This is a genomic window from Acetohalobium arabaticum DSM 5501 (genome assembly GCF_000144695.1).
Taxonomy (GTDB): Bacteria; Bacillota; Halanaerobiia; order Halobacteroidales; family Acetohalobiaceae; genus Acetohalobium; species Acetohalobium arabaticum.
In genome coordinates, this window is record NC_014378.1 from 1,212,868 (window position 1) to 1,233,969 (window position 21,102).

Consider the following 21,102-nt stretch of genomic DNA (forward strand, 5'->3'; position numbering starts at 1 on the left):
CTTAAAATTTAAGATACTGGGGTTAAAATTATTAACTGATTATACAGGATAATAAACGAGTACATAGGCCTTAACTATTGATTCTGTATTATTACAATAAGTATGGGATTTATCAGCCGGGAAATGTATTGTGCTTTCAGTCGGTACTTGATAGGTTTGGCCAGCAATTATTAATTCTAATGTACCTTTAGAAACAATAATATATTCTTCTACTCCAGGAAAGTGCGCTTCAGCCTGGTGATTATGATTCGGTTTAAGCTCTATATTGTAGATTTCAAATCTCTTTTTCTGTTCAAAAGAGAATAATGGATAGACTAGATAGTTACTGTCATCTTCAATTAATGGTTTGGTATCTGCTGGTGAGACTATAGATACTTCGGATGATTCTTCTTCAATAAAAGTAGAGAAAGATACATTAAGTCCTTTAGCAATCTTCCATAAAGTCTTAACGGTAGGGTTTGAGGTGCCTCGTTCAATCTGTCCTAACATCGACTTACTAACTTCTGTAACTTCTTCTAATTTACTGAGGCTATAGCCTTTCTTTTTTCTGATTTGGTGTAATTTAGTACCAATATTAAGATCTATATCTTCCATAAAACTAGATTCCTCCTAATTGAAAATATAATATAACATTTATTTATTTACTATAGTGTAACAATAATAAAGTAAGGTGTCAATTTAGATTTATCTGGAAGTTGCTGTTGTATTTCATAATAGGCTATGATACAATATAAAGCACAAAGATATGTTATAACGTTCAAACATATATTATTAAAAGAGAGGTGTTTAGTTGTATGAGTGAGAGTAGGTCTAAAGCTATTGTTGAAGAGAATTCTGTTGAAGAATTATCATTTACTGCTGGGATTAAAGAAGGGATTCCAATTGCTCTAGGCTATATACCAATAGCTATTACCTTTGGCTTAGTGGCGGAGTCAGCTGGAATTAATAAGCAAATCAGTATACTAATGTCGCTGTTGGTATTTGCTGGTGCTAGCCAATTTGTAGCCGTAAATCTGTTAGCAGTAGGCAGCGGAGTAGGTGAGGTGATATTAACTACTTTTATAGTTAATTTACGCCATTTATTAATGGCTGCTTCTATTTCGCAGCGTTTTAGGGATAATGTTTCTAAAGGCTGGAGGGCATTATTAGCTTTTGGAATTACTGATGAAACTTTTTCACTTGCTTCTCTGCGTTCGGAAGAAAAGTTAAGTACTAGTTTTATGTTGGGATTAAATCTAATTAGTTATCTTAGTTGGGTAGCTGGTACTGGAATTGGAGTTTTTGTAGGAGCAGAACTGCCGTCAGCAATTCAAGCTAGCATGGGCATTGCTTTATATGCTATGTTTATCGGTTTATTAGTTCCGAGTTTACAGAAATCTTATTCTGTTGTTGGGGTAGTTATATTTGCTGTAGTTATTAATTCTTTATTAAACTGGCTTTCAGTTTTTAGTTCGATTTCTGACGGTTGGAAGATAGTAATTACTACTATTTTAGCTGCATTTTTAGGAGCAGTCTTGTTTCCTAAGGAGGAGAGTAACTAATGGATAGATTATTGTTAGTAGTAGTTGGAATGGCAGTTGTAACTTACATACCAAGAATGTTGCCGATGGTACTGCTGCAGGAAATGGAATTATCGCCATTTATGAATCGTTTTCTTGAATTTATTCCCTATGCAGCTTTGAGTGCATTAATCTTTCCGGGGATTCTGTCTTCAACTAATTCCACTGTATCTGCAGTAATTGGCGGTAGTGTAGCGGTGGTTTTAGCTTATTTTCGGCTAAATTTATTGTTAATTGTTATTAGTAGTATCATCAGTGTTTTTTTGGTAGGGTTAATTTGATAAAGACTAGCTAAATATTTTGAATAATTAGATTAAAATATAATTGATATATTGTTGCAGTTTAGAGTTGATATCTTGCAAACGCTCCAGAAATCAGTCCTAGTCACTCAGCAGTAAATAAATCTTAGTGTTATGATTTAAAGATTCCGCTTTATATGTTAACTATTTTCTTTTGTGGGACTGCTTTAAAGTCGCTTTTTGCAAGATATCAACTAATTATGCAAAATTATCTGAGAGGGCGTGTTTAAAACCAGATTAATGAAATTTCTATGCTGTAATACCGAAAATAGTGAATATATGCTTGCAACAACTCTCATTAGTGATAACCATAGTAGTATATTCTATTATCAATAGTCAATATGTGTCCATAGCGACTCTTAAAACTGGTCCGGAACCACGGACGGTGGAGGACCAGTTTTTGACAGTGAGCGAAACAGGATGTTGAGCGAACGACAAGCGGCGGATACATATTGACTATTCCCGCAATATCATGAATGAACTCATATTGATTATACTAGGCAATTACAAATAAGAGGTATATACGAAAATATTGCAGGTGATACAATATATCAATATAGCCATAGTTTACATAAATTTAACGCAAATTAGCGTTTAAATTGCTGATTATTAGTAATTCTGGCTTATAGATTTTAAAGCTATAATAAATTCCTGGGCAGAATTATACTGTTGTGTTTTATCTGAATGAATACCTTTATATAATATCTGTTGTAGATCTTTATCTATTGATTTTAAGTCTTTAATGGGATTAGGGGAGACAAGTCCGCTAGTCAGTAAAATACATATTAGGACTGCTGCATATAGATCTTTATTTTTATATTTGGAATCTGTTTCAGTATGATTAGCTATCTTTACTGCATTTCCGAAATCTATAATTTTTATTGAAGCTGGATCATTATCTCTAATTAATATATTTTTTGGGCAAATATCATAATACAAAAAGCTTTTCTTGTGTAAGTGACGGATTCCTTTTAAGATATTGAGTGTGATTTTAAGTGCTTGTCTTCTATTTTTCTTCTTACCTAACCAATAGGATCTGTTTGTCAATATCTCTACCAAAGTAGACTAAACCATAATTTCCGATTTCAGTTGGATTGGAATTTAGTTCATAGTTCTTTATTCTTTTGGTGTTTATCTTAAACACCTCTTTTAATTTGGAATGTTCATAATATATAGTATGATGTCCGGGGTAATTATGGTAAATTTTCTTTGGGGATTTATAAATTATTTTATAATCAGGTTAATAATTGGTTAGATTTAAATATAAGTATATTATAAAGATAGAGGTTGTGATATTGGTGATTAAATAGGAGGGTTTAAAGATGGGATACTGTAAAAAGAACACTTTTAAAAATCAGCTTAAGGAACAGATAGGGGAATTTATTGTTGTTTTAATTAAATCTGGAGTAGACTGCTGTAAGAAAAAAGGAGTTTTATGTGGAATAGAAGAAGATTTCTTAGTTATAATGAATGATGATTCAAAGATGGAGATATCTTTAAAAGCAATTGTAGCTATCAAAAAGAGTATCAGTGGAACTAAACAGAATAATTATTTTGATGAATATTGTTATGAGTAGAAAGGAGGAAGAATAGTGGAGGAAACTAATGAAAGTTTTCCTACAGATATAGAAGAAATAGCTTCAGTTATTGAGAATCTTGATTTTACCGGAGAAGAAATAGAATTTTTATTAAAAAAATTAGAAGACTTAAAGAATAATAATTCTGTTGATCAGTATTCGGAAGAATTAGCTAATTTTTTAATAAATCAATTAAACAAATTAAAACAAACTCAAGAGGAAGATGAAATTTCAGAGGAAGAATCCATCCATTTAGAAGGCTTTGGAAGTGATAATGGATTGAATGCTTCTGATTTAAGATCTTTATTACAAAATAAAGTAGAGGAGTTTGTAGTTATTAATTTAATAATGGGAGGAGAATACTGTCAAATAGAAGGGGTTTTATGTAATGTAGGAGCAAATTTCATTACATTAATCTATCAAAATCAAATTATTTATATAAAGATAGAATCAATAGCTGCTATTGAAAGAAAGATGAATAATTATTCTAAGCCAGATGATTTGCAGAAAAACAAGAGGATAAAAACATATAAGGATCAATACTATATGGATGAAACTATTGAAAATGTCCAACTAGATGAAAGTAAAGAAGATAATGAAAATAATACTTCACAAAAATCTAAAGAGAAGTGCATTGAGTGCCAATCAGAGACTAAACCTCTAAATTCTCATAACCGGGGCCAAAAGATAAAGAAAGAGCAAAAAAGTTATACCGAAGTGAACGAAGAGTAGATTTTAAATATGTTCCTTCCTAAATGTAAAAAGGAGAGGTTATTCCCCTCCTTTTAAAGTTTGTAATTAACAATCACAGTGTTTTATATTCTTTTCAGGAATTGCACAGATACAGAGAAGAACACATTTATTTATCTTCTTTTGGTCAATTAACTGGATTATTACATCTTCTGCTTTAACTTTAATGTCTTTGATATTTGTTTTCTTTGGTAATTTAATAAAGGTGCAAAAAGGAAAACAAAATTTAGCTGCATGAACACTCTGTTCGGGCTTATCAGCTACATAAAATACTTTTTCAGTAACTTTCCCCTGAATTATAACCTTAAAACCTTCTGGTGTACAGATTGTTTTGTGAGAAGTAATTGAAGGTTTAATAAGAGTTTTGGATAATTGTTCTACTTTCGGTTTTTGTTTTGGAATAGTAAGTGTCTTTTCTTTAATAATTTCCTTGCAGATTGCCTTTGATGGTAGATGTTGAAAATCATCTTCTACACTAACTAGTTCAAATAAATTATCCTGTTCTGGTTTTTCTTCCATTTTAGTTACCCTCCTTTCAAATTTGGGCTAATATATTTATATTCATAAGCTTTAGATGTGTTCTTGCAAATAGCTAATAATTGTTATGCTCCTACTTCTAAGTAATTATATAGACTAAATATGATAGCTTCAGGAATATGCAAATGCATAATAGAGGAGGAAAGGAGATGTCAGATCTACAGAGATCTAGTCAAGAAGAAGCTTTAGTAGATATAGTAGAATCTATTGTTTCTAAACAGAATTCAGTTGGTTATTTTATCAATGCAGAAGTTGAAAAAATTCAGAGTTTTTCTGATCAGTCTGATACTTCCTTGGATGAAATAATTGATTTTCATACAGAAGTAGCTTCTAATATAAAGAATACTATGAAGTTGCAGATGTTATTACAATTTAAACTAGAAGAAATTTTAGAAAAGAAAAACTGGATCTCACAGAAAGCAGGAGAAACCAAAGCTAAGAAGAGTAAAGTATTGATAGATTTATTGGAGGCAGTAATCTTTGTAGAATCGGTTATAGAAAATTTTTTACAGATAGAGTTAAAAGTAAGAAAGAAGGTGGTTCAGAAGTACAACTTTTTGCCAAATAAAGTCAATGATTTTATGCGGATTATGGATTTAATTATAAATAATGGTAAGCGAATACAGAAAGAGCTGGAGTTTGAAATAAAAATGCTTGAAAATTATCTTTAAAAAGGAGCTGGTATAAAAATGTCAATGCCGGAGCTGCCTGAAGGGAAGGATTTTAAAGATGCTTTGGTTGATTTATTGGAATCGATTGCTTTAGAGGAAGTGAGTTTGGCCCATTTTGTTAATGCAGAAGCGGAGAAAATTCAAAAAGTTGCTAAAAGTAAAAAGATAACTCCAGAAGAAATGATTAAGTTTCAAAAGAATATATCCAAAACTATGAGAAGTACAATAAAAAAAGAAATGCTATTACAATTTAAGTTAGAGGATATATTGGATTTTAAAGGAAAAGGTAAAAAGGATAATAGCTGCGGCGGTGGAGATGATGATCCCTGCAAAGAGTATTGAAAAGTAAGAACATAGTTGATAAAATCGAATATTTTTATTTACTACCAGTTCTTAAAGCTGGTAGTTTTTTCTTGTAGAAAAGTTTATAAATTCTGCACGTTTATAAGAACGACGCATATAATATATTGAAAATAATATTGACTTAAAGGGGGATGCATATTAATGGAACCAGATTTACCAGATCCAAATGGAGACTTTACTCAACCAGAAGCATTAACTCAGCTTTTATTATCAATTGCACTAGAGGAAGTTTCACTAGCACATGTAGAAAATGCAGAAGGTGAAAAGATTCAAGCAATTGTTGATGCTTTTGAAGCTGGAGATATTGGTTTTCAGCAAACATTGGATTTACAAGACTCAGTTAATGATACTTTAAAGACGACAATTAAGAAGCAGATGTTACTACAGTTTAAGCTAGAAGATGTTTTAGATTTCAAAGGAGAACTAGAGTTACCATAATTAATAATGTCCAATTTGATTTTTAAATAATCAAGAGAATATTTTTATATTCTCTTGATTATTTTATTCTAAAATATTAACCCAATTATTAATAAAGATTTTAAAAAACTTATTTTTAATTATATCTTTATTTACAATATATAGTTATATTTATTATTTAGACAAGCTAATATTCATATCATCAGGATGATAATCACATTTTAGTCAACAATTCATATTATGTAGTACAAAGATTAAAGTTATAACAAATTACAACATTTGATTTTATTAAACTTTAATCTTAATTATTTTTAAAAGGAAGGTGATTATATGGAACCAGATTTACCAGATCCAAATGGAGACTTTACTCAACCAGAAGCATTAACTCAGCTTTTATTATCAATTGCACTAGAGGAAGTTTCACTAGCACATGTAGAAAATGCAGAAGGTGAAAAGATTCAAGCAATTGTTGATGCTTTTGAAGCTGGAGATATTGGTTTTCAGCAAACATTGGATTTACAAGATTCAGTTAATGATACTTTAAAGACGACAATTAAGAAGCAGATGTTACTACAGTTTAAGCTAGAAGATGTTTTAGATTTTAAAGAACGTGAACCTAGAGTTATTCAAAATACAGCTACCATTACAGCAACATTCAACGATGAATCTGTTACAGCACAAGATATTGCATTTTATAATACTAACACAACTACATCAATACAGGAGGTGAGTAAATCATGACGGTAATTGGTGGAATTGATTTAGGTAATTTAACTGACTATTTGTTTTTCTTTGCTGACGGCAGTACAGATGCCAACTGGCAGGGAGCTACAAAAGGATTTGTAGGAGACGTAGCGGTAGATGGTATTCAAGCTAGCGAGGGAACTTCAGGTAGTGTTCCTTATGCTGGAACAATTTCGACAAATGATGCTACTCTTGGAGCTTGGCAAGATATAGTAGACCAGAATGATCCACCGGAAGTTGATCCAGCTCAGGCCTTTGCTTCAACTAACAATGGAGCACTTATTACAGGTCTTGAGTCGGATCTTGCCAATGCTTTTACTCAAATTAATGCTCTTACAGCTAATCCTGGAGATCTTCCAGCTCCTTTTGATACTAACTTTGATGGCACTATACAATCCCTTGATGGATTAGATACGCAGAATGGAACTGACGAGGTATTCGTCCTTGACATTACTTCAAACTTTTCTGGGATTTCAACTCAAATAAGTATTACTGGTGATGCTGGTGATGTATTTATTTTCCGTTGGGATACTGATGGTGATCCATCAAATGGATATCAAGGCCAAGTAAAATTTCAAAGTGGAGGTGCTATTGTCCCTGGAGGAGGGTTAGTACCATCTAATTTCATCAATGTAGCCGGGGATATTAATGCATCTGGCGGAGGTAGTACTCCTCCACCACCTTATCCGCAAGGACCCCGTTTCGATGACGGAACTGGATCATCGATAGTAAACGGTAGTGATTTTAGCGGAGGTGGATTTTTCACAGGATATTGGCTAACTACAGGAGATCCAACAAATGGTGAGACTCAATCATTAAGTAATGGTATATTTGTAGGAGGGTGGTATACGACCACAACTAAATTCAGTATGACCTCAGGAACTAGTGGAGTATATGTTTCTCCTAATGAAGCTACTTTGACCAATCCAAATATTGATGTTGAAAAAGAAGTATCCAACGATAACGGAACAACCTGGTTTGATGCAGATGATCCTCCAGGTCCAAACGTTGTTCAGGGAACGGCCCCACAGTTTAGATTTACAGTGACCAATACTGGTAATGTTACGCTTACTAATGTAGTGGTTTCAGATGATGTCTTTGGTCAAATAGCAACTATACCAAGCTTAGCCCCGGGAGAATCTCAGCAGTTTATTCAAGTTGGAACCTGGGTTCTAGGTCAGCAGGTGAATACTGCTACCGCTACAGGAGACTTCGATGGCCAAACGGTGAGCGACACAGACCCAGCACATTGGGTCGGAGTTGAAGCTCCAACAGCAGCAATAGATGTTGAAAAAGAGGTATCTCCAGATAACGGAGCAACCTGGTTTGACGCAGATAATCCTCCGGGACCAGATGTTGTTAATCCAACCAATCCACAATTTAGATTTACAGTGACAAACACAGGTAATGTAACTTTAACTAATGTTGAAGTAACAGATGATGTCTTTGGTCAAATAGCAACCATACCAAGCTTAGCCCCGGGAGCATCTCAGCAGTTTATTGTTAATGGAACCTGGGCTCAAGGTCAGCAGGTGAATACTGCTACAGCTACAGGAGACTTCGATGGTCAAACGGTTAGCGACACAGATCCGGCTTACTGGGTCGGAGTTGAAGCTCAAGTTCCAGCAATCGATGTTGAAAAAGAAGTATCCAACGATAACGGAACAACTTGGTTTGATGCAGATAATCCTCCAGGACCAGACGTTGTTCAGGGAACTAATCCCCAGTTTAGATTTACAGTAACTAATACCGGTAATGTAACTTTAAGTAATGTTCAGATTACAGATGATGTTTCCGGACTAATAGCAACTATACCAAGCTTAGCCCCAGGAGCATCCCAGCAATTTATTGTTAATGGAACCTGGGCTTTAGGTCAGCAGGTGAATACTGCTACCACTACAGGAGACTTCGATGGTGCAACAGTTAGTGACACAGACCCCGCACATTGGGTCGGAGTTGAAGCTCCAACACCAGATATTGATGTTGTAAAAGAGGTGTCTCCAGATAACGGAACAAACTGGTTTGATGCGGATAATCCTCCAGGACCAGAGGTTGTTAATCCAACCAATCCACAATTTAGATTTACAGTGACCAATACTGGTAATGTTACGCTTACTAATGTTGAAGTAACAGATGATGTCTTTGGTCAAATAGCAACCATACCAAGCTTAGCCCCGGGAGCATCTCAGCAGTTTATTGTTAATGGAACCTGGGCTTCAGGTCAGCAGGTGAATACTGCTACTGCTACAGGAGAATTTGATGGTCAAACGGTTAGTGACACAGATCCAGCACATTGGGTAGGAGTAGAAGAGGCAGTACCATCAATCGATGTTGTAAAAGAGGTATCTCCAGATAATGGAGCAACCTGGTTTGATGCAGATAATCCTCCAGGACCAAATGTTATTAATCCAACCAATCCACAATTTAGATTTACAGTTATCAATACCGGCAACGTTACCCTAAGTAATGTTCAAGTAACTGATGATGTATTCGGTCTGATAGCTGTTATTCCAAGCTTAGCAGCTGGAGCTTCCCAGCAGTTTATTCAAGTTGGAACCTGGGCTCCAGGTCAGCAGATGAATACTGCCACTGCCACAGGAGAATTCGATGGCCAAACAGTTACAGACACGGATCCAGCAAACTGGTTTGGTGCGGATATAGCAATTGATATTGTAAAAGAAGTTTCTGTTGATAATGGAGCAACTTGGATAGATGCTAATACATCTCCAGGACCAACCTTACCTGAAGGAGTTACTCCACAATTTAGATATACTGTTACTAATACTGGTAATGTAAGCTTAACTAATCTTACTCTAGAAGATAGTAATTTAGGTAATATACCAATTCCAGCAGGGAATGACCCACTAGATCCTGGGCAATCTTTTTCAGTAATAGCACCATAATTTGTGTGATATAGTAAATTAATAAGGGGGCAATATATGCCCCCTTGATTTAATTATTGTAAGGTAGAAAAATTAGTTTCAGTAGATGGTGGTACAACATTTGTAGATGCTGATACTCCTCCTGGGTTATTTATCGAGCAAGGAACTGATCCACAATTCAGGTATATCCTAACAAATAATGGAACTGAATCTATTACTATATACTGTTAATTATAGGTGATGTTTTGAATGACAAGCTTAGATGATTGACAACCTTGTCTAAGTTCTGTCATAGTTGTCAATTTAACCGCCGAGATCGATATTATCAATCTCTTCATCCTCCAAATCTTCATCGCCTTCAGTAACTGACTCCATATTTCTATCATCAAATTCTTCATTTAATTCCTCTAGTCTGTTTTCTTCATCATCTTTTTTATTCTTAATATTTTTCATCTCAGGCTGTTCATTTTTATCTTTTGTCATTTTTTCACCTCCAAAAATTAGTATGTAAGTAACGAAGCAAAAAATGTTAGAACTTATTGGAAATCCTTGAGATTAATTTTAAGGTTCGATACCTTTGTATTCCTGAAATAATTCGTCAAATTAGGGATAATGGGGTTGCCTGTTAAGCAGGCGGAGACTTAATTACCATACTTCTTTTGAAGCCTCCGTTGCTTGTTTCGGAGGTGGTTCACGAGTATTGATTAACTATGGATTATTGGATATAATAAAGGTATATAAGTAATTAATAGTAATGGAATAGGAGGTGATAGATATGAAGAATAGGTTAATTATTTCATTAATACTTATAGGTTTACTTTTTGGAATTATAACTTTTACTACGGCAGCTAATCTTAATGGAGATGAGGTATTAACCAAAATTAAAGAGGCCAATAATGCTAAATCAGTAAAGCTGACAGCTAAAATGGAATCATATGATGCTAATGGCGATAAAATGGAACACAAATTAAAGTGGATAAGCAAAAATGGAAGGGTTGATAAATCATTAATTAGATTATTGGCTCCAGCTAATTTAAAAGATACTGCTTTTTTAACTAAAAATAAAAACAACAGTAGAGATATGTATCTTTATTTATCAGAGCTAGAATCTTCAACAAAGCTTACTGGTAGACAACAGAATAGTAGCTTTCTGGAAACAAATTTTAGCTATCGAGACTTAGCTACCTTAAATGATCAAGATTACAAACAAGACTACCGAGCTATTATACTAAGGGAGAATTCTCAGGAATTCTTATTACAGATAATACCGATTGAGGCTGATATTAATTATAATTATGGTAAGATGTGGGTAGCAAAGAAGAACTGGTATCCGGTTAAGATTGAATTCTATAATGAAGAAGGAAAGTTATATAAGGTATTGAGAAATAAGAAGTTAAAGAAGATAAATGGTTACTGGAGAGCACAACAAATAGTGATGGAGAATCATCAAACCGGAAGCAAGTCTATTCTTTATGTAGATAAGATAGATTATGACCAAAGGATTGATGATAAATTATTTCAGGTAAATAATTAGAGTTAAATTATAAATTAATAATTTTAATACGGCATTTCCTGAACCTAGGAAGTGCTTTTTTATGAAGGAGGAGATGGAATGAAGAAATATATAAAGTGTTTTACGGTATTAATAATAGTAGTATTATTAAATTTGATATTCATGGGAGGAGCTTATGGAACTGAGGCTGAAGCTGAATCAAAGTCAGATGTGAAAGTAGTAAAAGATAAGAGTTTTTTTGGTGAAATGGTTAATAAAGTTAAAGGTTATTATACTATTGATGAAGAGACAGAAGAGAAGCATGTTCCTTTTGTTTATTATGTAAATGAAGCTGGATTAATGGTCGGGGACTTTTATTATAATACGGATTTATTTGACAACCAGACAAAATTAATTTCAGCTAGTATGTATTCACCGACTAAAGAAACCTTTACTTCTTTTACTAATGTAAAGGATTATCCTCTATCAGACAAGTGTAGCTTGGGCGGAGACCTTAAGATAATTAAATATAATGAGATTAAGAATAGTGCTTTAGGTAATGATAGTTCTGATGAAGAGATTCCAGAATCTACTCTTGATGTTATAGATTCATTTAAAGATTTAAGTCCCACTAGTCAGCAGAGGGTTGAGGATGCACTTATTGCTACTTTGGATGATTCTGATGATATTGATCCAAAAGAATCTTTAGAAACTGACAAAGAAGAAAAAGTATATTCAAGCTTATTAAATGAAGCTCAAACAAACGGAGATAAAATGGATGGATATCAATTGTATCATGGCTGGAATAATAGTATCACAATTGATTTAACTTATAAAATTAATGAAACTAATGACATTGTAACTGCCTATACATATGAAGAACTAGAAAGTCAAGTTACGGATTATAAGTCTGATACTATCTCTTTAGCTTGGGAGAATGAGGAGATTGACCGCAAGAATAATCCCCGGCAGGGACATAAGTTGATTACCAAAGTAGAGAAGAGTCTAGATTGGTTAGGCCATGACAGCGAAAATAGTTGGGATTATACTAAGTATACTTTAGATGCTCGAAAATACTTACCTGTCTTCGAGGAATCCACATTAGCATTTAGATTTAGAACACAGAGTACTACAGGAGAAGAAGTTAAAGATCAAGAAAGGACCTTTTTAAATATGTTATCTGGAGATTCCAATCCTGAAGTTACTACCTATGCTCCATTCTTTGATATGTCACTATTAGGCGATCTAAATACCATGAAGGGTTATAATTACTACCGTTTCTATGATAATAACTCTGTTCTCTATCAGACAGAGCTAAGATTTCCCCTGGATAATATCTTACCTAGACTGCAGGGGAATATATTTGCTGAAGCTGGGCGGGTAAGTAGTGACTTTGATCAAGAATTATTTACTGAAGACATGCATTACTCCGGCGGCTTTGGAGTTAGGTACTTTTTCAATCAGGATGTAGTTGTACGGACAGATGTTGGGTTTTCTGACGAGGGTACTAAAATGAGAATGAATATAGGTCAGACTTTCTAAAAAATTAAAGCTAAGGATTATATTTTCCCTCCAAATCTGGAATGATATAGGTAGTCATTCACAGGTAGGGAGGGAATAATATTTTAGATAAAGTAATTAATCTATCTCTTCGCTTTCCTAAAATAGTTATTATTATCTTTTTGCTGATAACTTTCTTTTTTGCATTCCAGATTCCTCAAATAGAAATTAATACTGCCTTGCAGAGCAATATAGCTAAGAATATGCCGGCTAGAGTAAAGTTGGATAAAATAAAAGAAATATTCGGCGGTACAGAATTTATAATAATTAGTTTAACGGCTGATGATGTATTAAATTTATCCACTTTGAAGAAAGTAAAAAAATTAGAAGAAAATTTAAAGGAATTAAAACAAATAAAGAAAGTAAAGAGCCCTTTTAGTATGCATTCAATAACAGGAAAGAATAATAATTTAATTATTGATGATCTTATTAAGAAAATACCAGAAACTACTAGTAAGAAACAACAATTAAGACAAAAGATTAAGAATAATAACTTGGTTTATGGTAATCTAATTGCGAAGGATTTCAAAGCAGTTGCAGTAGTTGGATATTTACAGAAAGATTCCGATGATCAACTGTTGCTTAAAAAATTAAATAAGATAATTGATAAATCATCTGAGGATGAAAGGATATATTTAGCTGGAATGCCGGTTATTAGGGCTAAGATTGCTTCTAATATCATTTATGACATAAAGAGGTTTATGCCTAGCGGTTTATTAATAGTCTTAGTTTTTCTGTATCTATGTTTTAAACAGCTGCGGGGAATTATTCTCCCCTTTATTGTAGCAGTAATGTCGATTATAGTGTCAATAGGGTTAGCATCACTGCTGAATTGGAAGATACATCTAATTACAGTTATTTTACCGGTAGCTTTAATGGCAATTACTAATGACTATGGAATCCATATTATTGCTTACTATCAAGAAGAAAATTATCAACAAAGATCAATTAATGAAGTAGAGTTATCACGGTTAGTGGTAAGAAATTTAAGCCGGCCGATTATTGCTACGGGAATAACGACAATAATAGGGTTATTATGTCTCTTAGCCCATATTATCGTTCCGGCTCAGCAGTTAGGTGTTTTAGCAGCAGTTGGAATTGGATTTGCATTGTTAGCAAGTATATTATTTATGCCGGCAGTCTTGTCTTTGCTTTCTAAACCGAAACCTGTTAAGATAACTGAGAAGAATAATAACTCTCGTTCTATGGAAAAAATGTTATTTGGAATCTCTGATTTTGTTACCAGCTATCCGAAAAAGATAATTACTGCTTTTCTGTTAGTTATAATCTTAGTTTCTTCTGGAATCTGTCTGCTTAAAGTAGATACAAATCCTATCAATTATTTTAGTCGGAATTCCCAAATAGTTAAATCAAATAATATAATCAATAAGTACTTTGGGGGAACAAGCACTATTTCTATAGTTGCCAAAGGGGATATTGAGGATCCAGCAGTAATGAAGAAGATAGCTAAATTAGAAGAGAGGCTCAAAGAATATAAAAAAGTCGATCAAGTAACAGCTATTTCCAATGTAATGCGAAATATTAATCTAGAACTACATAATAAAAATGAGAAATTTGCAAGAGTACCTACAACTCGAAATGCAATCTCACAATACTTTCTACTTTATTCAATGTCTGAAGAATCAACAGAATTAGTTGATTTTGAACGAAGACATGCCCTAATTAGAGCTAGAATTAAGACCAATAGTACAACTGAAATTAATAAAATAGTAGATTCTATTAATAAAAATATTGATAATTCCAATCAGTCATCTTTTGTCTTTATAGGTGGAATTGGAGATTTACTAGCAGAATTGGTTGATTCAGTAGTGAAAGGACAGGTTTTTAGTTTGACTCTTTCGGTAATCAGTGTAGCATTGATTGTAATATATCTGTTTAGTTCTCTTACAGCTGGAGTAATAGCCATTTTACCTCTAACTTTAGCAATAGTAACTCTCTTTGGTTTAATGGGATACTTTGGAATTGAGTTGAATATGATTACAGCATTATTATCTTCAATTATGATTGGGGTAGGAGTTGATTATACAATTCACTTTTTATGGCGGTATCGAAAGGAAAAAAAGAATAGAGACTCTAAAGCTGCTGTAAAGAAGACATTGATGACAACAGGAAGAGGAATTATTTTTAATGCATTATCAGTGATTGTAGGTTTTGTTATCTTATTGGGATCAAACTTTTTGCCGGTTAAGTTCTTTGGATTCTTAGTAATAATCTCAATTAGTGGTTGTTTAATTGGATCTTTAATTCTCCTGCCGGCAGTCTGTATTATCTTTGAACCTGAATTTTTAGAATCATCAATAGCTGATAGTTAAAAAAGATATAAACTTTTAAAAGTTAAGCTGGAATAGCAAAAAAGAAGAGTTCATTATAAAGAATCATCTTTTTATATTTAGCAATAGGATTGACTTTATAATACTGATTCTGGAATAATTTGAAGTATTGATTCGGATTACGAATGTAATCTCCATTATCCATTATCTTCATAAAGTAGTTATTAAGATAAGAGTTAGAAAAAAAGCAGGGTTCAATGACAATAATTTTACCAGTAGATTTTAATATCTGATGAAATTGCTGAAGAATATCTCTTAACTCGTCTGATGGAATATGATGTAGAACAGCTATCATGAGAATATAATCAAAGGAATTAGCTTCAAAATCTAACTTACTTTTATCTAAAGTTTGAAAATCATAATCAGAATACAGCTGTTGAGCATATTTTATTCTTTCTTGATCCGGGTCTATACCTAGATAATCTTCTGGATTAAAGATAGAACTAGTAGAACCTATTCCACAGCCAAAATCTAATACATCTTTATTTTTAAGAATAAAGTTTTCTTTAAGTAAATCATTAATGTATATATTAGTTAACCATTCAGGTCTAACAAGCCAATTATATAACTTAGGCGGTAACTGCATGGTATTTAATAATTTACCTCCTTATCATTCTCTTAATTTATCTTTAAAGTTACCAATTGTCACGGCATATATTCTTGTTTATGAAGTATAATCAAATAACAAAACTGAAACATTATAAATAATAGCTAAAATCAAATTTTAAAAAAGTTAGTATTATATTTAGCACTAGGAAGTAAAGTAATGAATTTTTTTAATATTATCTGGATAAAGTTCTATAATGTATTTTATTTTACATTATAGAGCAAAATATTAATGATGATCTTTAAATTAATATATTTACTTAAAGAGGTGATAAAAAATGGCACGTAAAATTTCAGTAGCTGTCGAAGATGATTTGAGCAATGTAAGCCAGGAGTTAGAACGAAGAGGATATGAAGTAATGGATTTAGAAGAAGATAATCTTCAAAAAGTTGATGCAATTGTTATTAGCGGTGAAGACAAAAATGTAATGAATATGTCGGATATTAAGAATGAAGCATCGGTTATTAATGCTGATGGACTTTCTGCTGTTGAAGTAAGTGAAGAACTACAGAATAGAATATAGAGGAGGAATTAATTTTGAAAACTTCTAATGTAATGGCAATCTTAATTGATAAGCGGACCAATTCAGCTCCTAAAGTACAAGAGATACTTACTACCTACGGCAGTATTATAGAAACAAGATTAGGAATTCACGAAACTGATGACAGCCAAGAAGAAGGTTTAATCTTATTAGTGCTACGTGATGATAAGGAAGAAATTTCTAATTTAGCAGATGAGTTAAAAGAAGTTACTGGAGTGAAGGTAAATACTATGGAGCTAAAATTTCATGAATAGGCCAATTGACATTATTACTAAAATATGTTATCATTACTTAAGAATCAAATAATTATGTATTACTCTCTTATCAAGAGTGGTGGAGGGACTGGCCCGATGAAGCCCGGCAACCATCCTTGGCTATAGCCAGGGAAGTGGTGCCAACTCCTGCAATGTTGCAATGACATTGAAAGATAAGAGAGGTGGAGATCTAGCGATTAAAGCCTCTTCTTATCTAAGAAGAGGCTTTTTAATTTTTAGTAGAATTCAAATTAAGAAATGGAGGAATAAAAATGACAGAAGAGAAGAAAGAGAAGCTAGGATTTGATACGCTATCTGTTCATGCAGGTTACGAGCCAGAACCAACTACTGGTTCGCGGGCAGTGCCTATCTATCAGACAACATCTTATGTATTCGATGATGCTGAGCATGCTGCAAATTTATTTGCTCAGGAGGAAGAAGGGAATATCTATACTAGATTGAGTAATCCAACTAATGCAGTATTTGAGAAGAGAGTAGCAGCTTTAGAAGGAGGAGAAGCCGGTTTAGCTATAGCTTCAGGTATGGCAGCTATAAATTTAACTGTTTTAACGCTGTTAGAAGCTGGTGATGAGATTGTTGCTTCGAGATCTATCTATGGTGGTACATTCCATTTATTTACGGAAACACTACCTAAATACGAAATCGAGACTACCTTTGTTGCTCCAGATGACTTAGCAGAATGGGAAGCAGCAATTACGGAAGATACAAAAATCATCTATTTAGAGTCACCAGGTAATCCACTATTAGATTTAGTTGATATTGAAGCAGTGGCTGAGATTGCTCATAAACATGATATCAAGGTAGTTGTTGATAATACCTTCAATACTCCTTATCTGTCTCAGCCTTTAAGCTTGGGTGCAGATATTGTTCTGCATTCGGCAACAAAATACATCGGCGGTCACGGAAGTTCAATAGGCGGTATTGTTGTTGGGCCTAAAGATTTGATTGATCAGATGAGAAGTGAAGGTTATAGAGATACTGGCCCAGCATTGAGTCCAATGAATTCCTGGTTATTTATTCAGGGATTAGAAACCCTTTCTTTACGAATGGAGAAACACTGTGAGAATGCCCAAAAGATAGCAGAATGGTTAGAAGAGCATCCTAAAGTAGACTGGGTACGTTATCCTGGACTTGAAAGTCATCCACATCATGAATTGGCTAAAAAACAGCAAAGAAGCTTTGGCGGAATGATCTGTTTTGAAGTTAAAGGTGGCTTAGAGGCAGGTAAACAGCTGATTAATAATGTGAAGTTATGTTCGTTATTGGCTAATATAGGCGATACTAGAACTTTAATTATTCATCCGGCTTCTACAACTCATGAACAGTTATCCAAAGAAGACCAACAAGCAGCCGGTATTACAGAAGGATTGATTAGATTATCAGTAGGTATTGAGAATGTAGAAGATATTATTGCTGATCTAAAGCAGGCTTTTTCTAAGCTGGATTAATTGATTCTAAACTAAGAAAGGAGGGAGTAGGTTGAGTATTCCTAGTAAAAGACTTAATTCGGTAAATAGTGTAGGTTTGGTAAAGACAAAAGAGTTAACTTTATTTGAGGAGGAAGAATTTTATTTTGAATCAGGAGCTAAATTAAGTCCAATAGATGTTGCATATGAAACATACGGTACACTAAATTCAAAGAAAGATAATGTAGTTTTAATCTGTCATCCTTTAACAGCCAGCGCTCATGCTGCTGGCTGGTATACTAAGGATGATAAAAGACCAGGACTGTGGGATCCCTTAATTGGTCCTGGAAAAGCAATTGATACTAATCAGTATTATGTAATCTGTAGTAATATTTTAGGAGGATGTTATGGTACTACCGGTCCTGCTTCGATTAATCCTGAAACAGGAAAGGAGTATGGACTTAATTTTCCAGTAGTAACTATCAAGGATATGGTTAATTTACAGAAGGCTTTATTGGATAGATTAGGAATTAAACAGCTTGCTGCTGTAATTGGCGGTTCAATGGGAGGAATGCAGGTTCTAAGATGGGCTGTTGAATATCCGGATTTTGTTGAAAAGATTATTCCTATTGCAACTTCAGGCCGCTTAAAAGCAAGAACTATGGCCTATAACCAGTTGGCAATTGATGCAATTAAGAATGATCCGGATTGGCAGAATGGCGATTATTATGATTCTAATCGTAAGCCTACTAAAGGCATGGCCCTAGCCCGCAAAATCGGTATGATTACTTATCGAACTTCTGAAGCTTTCCAGTCTGAATTTGGTAGGGATAGAATCGAGGATAAAGATTTTTATAGTCTGGATAATCAGTTCCAGATCAATAGTTATTTGGATTATCAGGGAGAAAAGTTCATGAACCGTTTTGACGCTAATTCTTTTATTTATCTTACTAAAGCAATGGATCTTTTTGATTTAAGCCGCGATTATAAATCTTTTGAAGCAGCATTAAGCAAGATTGAGGCTGAAAATCTATTAATTACTATTGATTCTGATAAGCTATTCCCCCCAGAAGAATCAATGGAAATAGTAGAAGGAATTCAGAAAGTAGGAGGAAAAATTAAGCATCATCAGATCAATTCTGAAGTAGGTCATGATTCATTTTTGATTGAGTTTAATAAATTGGATGATCCAATTCGGAACTTTCTTTAAGGCTGAGTGATTACTTAGCCTTTTTTTATATATAATGGTTTATATATACTTAGTCACTTATAACCAAACATCAATATTAAAAATCTTAACTTAACAATCAAAAATCAAAAATATAATTAAAAAAGTACCTAAAACCTCCTAGAATTTAGGAGGTTTTAGGTACTTAATTTTTAGTTATCAGCTAAAAACTGCCACAGTTCATCCTGCGGTGCTTCCTCTAATTCAATCTCTTCAGTATCTGTTCTAATAATTCGCTGGCTTTCAGTAATTTCACCGACAATGGCTGCGGGGATATCTTCTTTAGTTAACTCTTTAATTAATTCTTCTCCTCTAGAAGTAGTTAAAATCATCATACCAGATCCAATTAATTGGTATGGATTTAATTCTAGTGCTTCTATAATGCTTTCTGTTGCTGGATGAAGCGGTACTTTCTGTTGGTCTATCATAAAACCAGTCTCTGCTGCTTCTGTCAATTCATAGAGTGAACCATAAAGTCCGCCTTCGGTTACATCATGCATAGCATTTACCCCAAATTCAGCTCCAATCAATCCTTCTGGAAGGACACTAATCTGATTACCAAAGTTTTTAGCAGTTGCTAACGTTTCTTTACCAACACCTAACTCTAATAATTTATTATAGTAATCTACAGCCAAGATAGAAGCTCCTTCCAATCCAGTCCATTTAGTAACTATGATATCATCGCCTATTTCAGCTCCAGAAGAAGTAACAAACTTCTCTTTAGTGGTTTTACCAATAGCGGTGCAGGAGACTAGGGGTTTATTAACAATATCTGTAATTTCAGTATGTCCGCCTAAAATATCGATTCCTAACTCTTTAGCACCCTGATTAATATCACGCGTGATAGCAATAATTTCGTCTTCGGTAGTCTCTGGAGGTACTAATAATGTCTGTTGAATCCCAATCGGTTCCGCACCATTAGCTGCTATATCATTACAGGCTACATTGACGGCTAAGCTGCCCATTCCTTCCTGAACTCCAGTAATCGGATCAGTAGAAATAACTGCTACAAATTCCCCAAAATCTATTACTGCCGAATCTTCTCCAATATTTGGTTTAACTAATACATCCTGGTTAGTGGCTGAAATTTGGTCCAGAATCAAACTTTTAAGATTATTTATGTTTAGTTTACCTGCTTTCATAGATATCACCCCAATTAGTTTAAAGCTTAATTATTCAGATAATCCAATATATTACTTTTGATAATAGCAAAGATGATCGGGAAGACAATAATTGCTCCCCCAACTGCCTGAATTATATTCCAGGGAATACTGCTTAGAGGTACAATAAGACTATTAGTTAAGACAGCACCGGCCAAGTAATAACCTAATACCATCCAGCCGCCTCCAATAAAAGCGGCAATAATATCTTTGATTCTCAGGGAAGTATTTCGAGCTGTTTGATGGACAATTTTACCGATGATTAATCCTTCTAACCCTTTAATAATCAGTGTAGGAAAGGCCCAATGTGCATAGCCAGAAAAGAGATCAGCTAGAGCTGATCCTAATCCTCCGGCTATCAAGCCTGTTTTCCAACCAAAGAGGATTGAAGCTAAATAGATCATGCTATCTCCTAGATGAATGTAACCTTCTGTAGCTGGAACAGGAACTTTAATAGCCATAGTTGCTATAGCTACTAAAGCAATTAAGATTCCATTTAATGATAATTCTTTAGTTTTATTCATTATGTTTCTTCCTCCTCAATTTTCAAAATCAATTATAAAGATTCCATTATAAATTATATCACCTGCAGTCATAAAAAAAACCACCTAAAGAAGATTTATCATTAGAATTTAAATTTATAGATAAAGGAAAAAGAATATTACTATAGAATAAAATAAAAA

General features: G+C 33.7%; 23 protein-coding genes and 1 riboswitch. Of the genes, 16 read left to right on the forward strand and 7 right to left on the reverse strand.

What is annotated here, in order from left to right; genetic code table 11:
- Window positions 1-39: 39 nt before the first annotated feature.
- On the reverse strand, window positions 40-594 hold the full coding sequence (locus tag acear_RS05890; protein ID WP_013278096.1) for a helix-turn-helix domain-containing protein: 555 nt from the start codon (window positions 592-594) through the stop codon (window positions 40-42).
- A gap of 200 nt (window positions 595-794) precedes the next feature.
- Between acear_RS05890 and acear_RS05895 the strand changes: the two genes are divergently transcribed.
- Window positions 795-1,541: an AzlC family ABC transporter permease gene (locus tag acear_RS05895; RefSeq protein ID WP_013278097.1), complete on the forward strand. Its 747-nt coding sequence runs from the start codon at window positions 795-797 to the stop codon at window positions 1,539-1,541.
- On the forward strand, window positions 1,541-1,840 hold the full coding sequence (locus tag acear_RS05900; protein WP_013278098.1) for an AzlD domain-containing protein: 300 nt from the start codon (window positions 1,541-1,543) through the stop codon (window positions 1,838-1,840). The genes acear_RS05895 and acear_RS05900 overlap by 1 nt, the downstream gene beginning before the upstream one ends.
- Window positions 1,841-2,467: 627 nt before the next feature.
- On the opposite strand, the gene acear_RS05905 is transcribed toward acear_RS05900, so the two are convergent.
- Complete coding sequence (locus tag acear_RS05905; protein ID WP_083771347.1) at window positions 2,468-2,917, reverse strand: protein kinase domain-containing protein; 450 nt, start codon at window positions 2,915-2,917, stop codon at window positions 2,468-2,470.
- Window positions 2,918-3,180: 263 nt separating this feature from the next.
- Between acear_RS05905 and acear_RS05910 the strand changes: the two genes are divergently transcribed.
- Together acear_RS05910 and acear_RS05915 are read left to right on the forward strand one after the other, a co-directional pair.
- Window positions 3,181-3,435 (forward strand): hypothetical protein, encoded by a 255-nt coding sequence (locus tag acear_RS05910; RefSeq protein WP_013278099.1) that lies wholly within the window; start codon window positions 3,181-3,183, stop codon window positions 3,433-3,435.
- 15 nt (window positions 3,436-3,450) lie between these two features.
- On the forward strand, window positions 3,451-4,167 hold the full coding sequence (locus acear_RS05915) for a hypothetical protein (RefSeq protein ID WP_013278100.1): 717 nt from the start codon (window positions 3,451-3,453) through the stop codon (window positions 4,165-4,167).
- Between the two features lie 66 nt (window positions 4,168-4,233).
- On the opposite strand, the gene acear_RS05920 is transcribed toward acear_RS05915, so the two are convergent.
- Window positions 4,234-4,704: a DUF3794 domain-containing protein gene (locus acear_RS05920; RefSeq protein WP_013278101.1), complete on the reverse strand. Its 471-nt coding sequence runs from the start codon at window positions 4,702-4,704 to the stop codon at window positions 4,234-4,236.
- Between the two features lie 167 nt (window positions 4,705-4,871).
- On the opposite strand from acear_RS05920, the gene acear_RS12120 reads away from it, so the two are divergent.
- The 5 genes from acear_RS12120 to acear_RS05945 all read left to right on the forward strand — a co-directional run bounded on the left by acear_RS12120 (window position 4,872) and on the right by acear_RS05945 (window position 9,820).
- Complete coding sequence (locus acear_RS12120; RefSeq protein WP_013278102.1) at window positions 4,872-5,393, forward strand: alpha-helical endospore appendage domain-containing protein; 522 nt, start codon at window positions 4,872-4,874, stop codon at window positions 5,391-5,393.
- 18 nt (window positions 5,394-5,411) lie between these two features.
- On the forward strand, window positions 5,412-5,735 hold the full coding sequence (locus acear_RS05930) for an alpha-helical endospore appendage domain-containing protein (RefSeq protein WP_013278103.1): 324 nt from the start codon (window positions 5,412-5,414) through the stop codon (window positions 5,733-5,735).
- Between the two features lie 162 nt (window positions 5,736-5,897).
- Window positions 5,898-6,194, forward strand: a complete 297-nt coding sequence (locus acear_RS05935; RefSeq protein WP_013278104.1) for an alpha-helical endospore appendage domain-containing protein — start codon at window positions 5,898-5,900, stop codon at window positions 6,192-6,194.
- A 309-nt stretch (window positions 6,195-6,503) separates the two neighbouring features.
- Window positions 6,504-6,914 (forward strand): alpha-helical endospore appendage domain-containing protein, encoded by a 411-nt coding sequence (locus acear_RS05940; protein WP_013278105.1) that lies wholly within the window; start codon window positions 6,504-6,506, stop codon window positions 6,912-6,914.
- Window positions 6,911-9,820 (forward strand): DUF7507 domain-containing protein, encoded by a 2,910-nt coding sequence (locus tag acear_RS05945; RefSeq protein WP_013278106.1) that lies wholly within the window; start codon window positions 6,911-6,913, stop codon window positions 9,818-9,820. Before acear_RS05940 ends, acear_RS05945 begins: the two co-directional genes overlap by 4 nt.
- A 282-nt stretch (window positions 9,821-10,102) precedes the next feature.
- Here the strand turns inward: acear_RS05945 and acear_RS05950 are convergent, their stop codons facing one another.
- A complete protein-coding gene (locus acear_RS05950) occupies window positions 10,103-10,282 on the reverse strand; it encodes a hypothetical protein (RefSeq protein WP_013278107.1) in 180 nt (59 codons plus the stop codon).
- A gap of 292 nt (window positions 10,283-10,574) precedes the next feature.
- On the opposite strand from acear_RS05950, the gene acear_RS05955 reads away from it, so the two are divergent.
- The 3 genes from acear_RS05955 (at window position 10,575) to acear_RS05965 (ending at window position 15,184) form a co-directional block, all read left to right on the forward strand.
- Window positions 10,575-11,333, forward strand: coding sequence for an outer membrane lipoprotein-sorting protein (locus tag acear_RS05955; RefSeq protein ID WP_013278108.1), 759 nt, complete (start codon window positions 10,575-10,577; stop codon window positions 11,331-11,333).
- A 78-nt stretch (window positions 11,334-11,411) separates the two neighbouring features.
- Complete coding sequence (locus acear_RS05960; RefSeq protein WP_013278109.1) at window positions 11,412-12,833, forward strand: BamA/TamA family outer membrane protein; 1,422 nt, start codon at window positions 11,412-11,414, stop codon at window positions 12,831-12,833.
- A gap of 197 nt (window positions 12,834-13,030) precedes the next feature.
- On the forward strand, window positions 13,031-15,184 hold the full coding sequence (locus acear_RS05965; RefSeq protein WP_148217684.1) for an efflux RND transporter permease subunit: 2,154 nt from the start codon (window positions 13,031-13,033) through the stop codon (window positions 15,182-15,184).
- Window positions 15,185-15,206: 22 nt separating this feature from the next.
- Here the strand turns inward: acear_RS05965 and acear_RS05970 are convergent, their stop codons facing one another.
- Window positions 15,207-15,788 carry a class I SAM-dependent methyltransferase gene (locus acear_RS05970; protein ID WP_013278111.1) on the reverse strand — a complete coding sequence of 194 codons (582 nt, stop codon included), beginning with the start codon at window positions 15,786-15,788 and terminating at the stop codon, window positions 15,207-15,209.
- 298 nt (window positions 15,789-16,086) lie between these two features.
- Here acear_RS05970 and acear_RS05975 point away from each other — a divergent pair, with 298 nt between their 5' ends.
- From acear_RS05975 to metX, 4 genes are all read left to right on the forward strand, one after another.
- The gene (locus tag acear_RS05975; protein WP_013278112.1) at window positions 16,087-16,332 is read left to right on the forward strand and encodes a YkuS family protein; all 246 of its coding nucleotides are present in this window, start codon (window positions 16,087-16,089) and stop codon (window positions 16,330-16,332) included.
- Window positions 16,333-16,346: 14 nt separating this feature from the next.
- Window positions 16,347-16,604 (forward strand): CPF_0552 family protein, encoded by a 258-nt coding sequence (locus acear_RS05980; RefSeq protein WP_013278113.1) that lies wholly within the window; start codon window positions 16,347-16,349, stop codon window positions 16,602-16,604.
- A 64-nt stretch (window positions 16,605-16,668) separates the two neighbouring features.
- A riboswitch (SAM riboswitch) is annotated at window positions 16,669-16,784 on the forward strand.
- 92 nt (window positions 16,785-16,876) lie between these two features.
- Window positions 16,877-18,073 carry an O-acetylhomoserine aminocarboxypropyltransferase/cysteine synthase family protein gene (locus acear_RS05985; protein WP_013278114.1) on the forward strand — a complete coding sequence of 399 codons (1,197 nt, stop codon included), beginning with the start codon at window positions 16,877-16,879 and terminating at the stop codon, window positions 18,071-18,073.
- A gap of 31 nt (window positions 18,074-18,104) precedes the next feature.
- Window positions 18,105-19,241, forward strand: a complete 1,137-nt coding sequence (gene metX / locus acear_RS05990) for a homoserine O-acetyltransferase MetX (RefSeq protein ID WP_013278115.1) — start codon at window positions 18,105-18,107, stop codon at window positions 19,239-19,241.
- A gap of 170 nt (window positions 19,242-19,411) precedes the next feature.
- Here metX and acear_RS05995 read toward each other — a convergent pair whose 3' ends face one another.
- The gene (locus tag acear_RS05995; protein ID WP_013278116.1) at window positions 19,412-20,401 is read right to left on the reverse strand and encodes an AIR synthase family protein; all 990 of its coding nucleotides are present in this window, start codon (window positions 20,399-20,401) and stop codon (window positions 19,412-19,414) included.
- Window positions 20,402-20,427: 26 nt separating this feature from the next.
- A complete protein-coding gene (locus acear_RS06000; protein ID WP_013278117.1) occupies window positions 20,428-20,943 on the reverse strand; it encodes an ECF transporter S component in 516 nt (171 codons plus the stop codon).
- Window positions 20,944-21,102: the final 159 nt, after the last annotated feature.

Bases quoted from the DNA above. Each gene is read 5' to 3' on its own strand.
- acear_RS05890 (WP_013278096.1), bottom strand. From the start codon at position 594: ATGGAAGATATAGATCTTAATATTGGTACTAAATTACACCAAATCAGA.
- acear_RS05895 (WP_013278097.1), top strand. From the start codon at position 795: ATGAGTGAGAGTAGGTCTAAAGCTATTGTTGAAGAGAATTCTGTTGAA.
- acear_RS05900 (WP_013278098.1), top strand. From the start codon at position 1,541: ATGGATAGATTATTGTTAGTAGTAGTTGGAATGGCAGTTGTAACTTAC.
- acear_RS05910 (WP_013278099.1), top strand. From the start codon at position 3,181: ATGGGATACTGTAAAAAGAACACTTTTAAAAATCAGCTTAAGGAACAG.
- acear_RS05920 (WP_013278101.1), bottom strand. From the start codon at position 4,704: ATGGAAGAAAAACCAGAACAGGATAATTTATTTGAACTAGTTAGTGTA.
- acear_RS12120 (WP_013278102.1), top strand. From the start codon at position 4,872: ATGTCAGATCTACAGAGATCTAGTCAAGAAGAAGCTTTAGTAGATATA.
- acear_RS05930 (WP_013278103.1), top strand. From the start codon at position 5,412: ATGTCAATGCCGGAGCTGCCTGAAGGGAAGGATTTTAAAGATGCTTTG.
- acear_RS05935 (WP_013278104.1), top strand. From the start codon at position 5,898: ATGGAACCAGATTTACCAGATCCAAATGGAGACTTTACTCAACCAGAA.
- acear_RS05940 (WP_013278105.1), top strand. From the start codon at position 6,504: ATGGAACCAGATTTACCAGATCCAAATGGAGACTTTACTCAACCAGAA.
- acear_RS05945 (WP_013278106.1), top strand. From the start codon at position 6,911: ATGACGGTAATTGGTGGAATTGATTTAGGTAATTTAACTGACTATTTG.
- acear_RS05950 (WP_013278107.1), bottom strand. From the start codon at position 10,282: ATGACAAAAGATAAAAATGAACAGCCTGAGATGAAAAATATTAAGAAT.
- acear_RS05955 (WP_013278108.1), top strand. From the start codon at position 10,575: ATGAAGAATAGGTTAATTATTTCATTAATACTTATAGGTTTACTTTTT.
- acear_RS05960 (WP_013278109.1), top strand. From the start codon at position 11,412: ATGAAGAAATATATAAAGTGTTTTACGGTATTAATAATAGTAGTATTA.
- acear_RS05970 (WP_013278111.1), bottom strand. From the start codon at position 15,788: ATGCAGTTACCGCCTAAGTTATATAATTGGCTTGTTAGACCTGAATGG.
- acear_RS05975 (WP_013278112.1), top strand. From the start codon at position 16,087: ATGGCACGTAAAATTTCAGTAGCTGTCGAAGATGATTTGAGCAATGTA.
- acear_RS05985 (WP_013278114.1), top strand. From the start codon at position 16,877: ATGACAGAAGAGAAGAAAGAGAAGCTAGGATTTGATACGCTATCTGTT.
- acear_RS05995 (WP_013278116.1), bottom strand. From the start codon at position 20,401: ATGAAAGCAGGTAAACTAAACATAAATAATCTTAAAAGTTTGATTCTG.
- acear_RS06000 (WP_013278117.1), bottom strand. From the start codon at position 20,943: ATGAATAAAACTAAAGAATTATCATTAAATGGAATCTTAATTGCTTTA.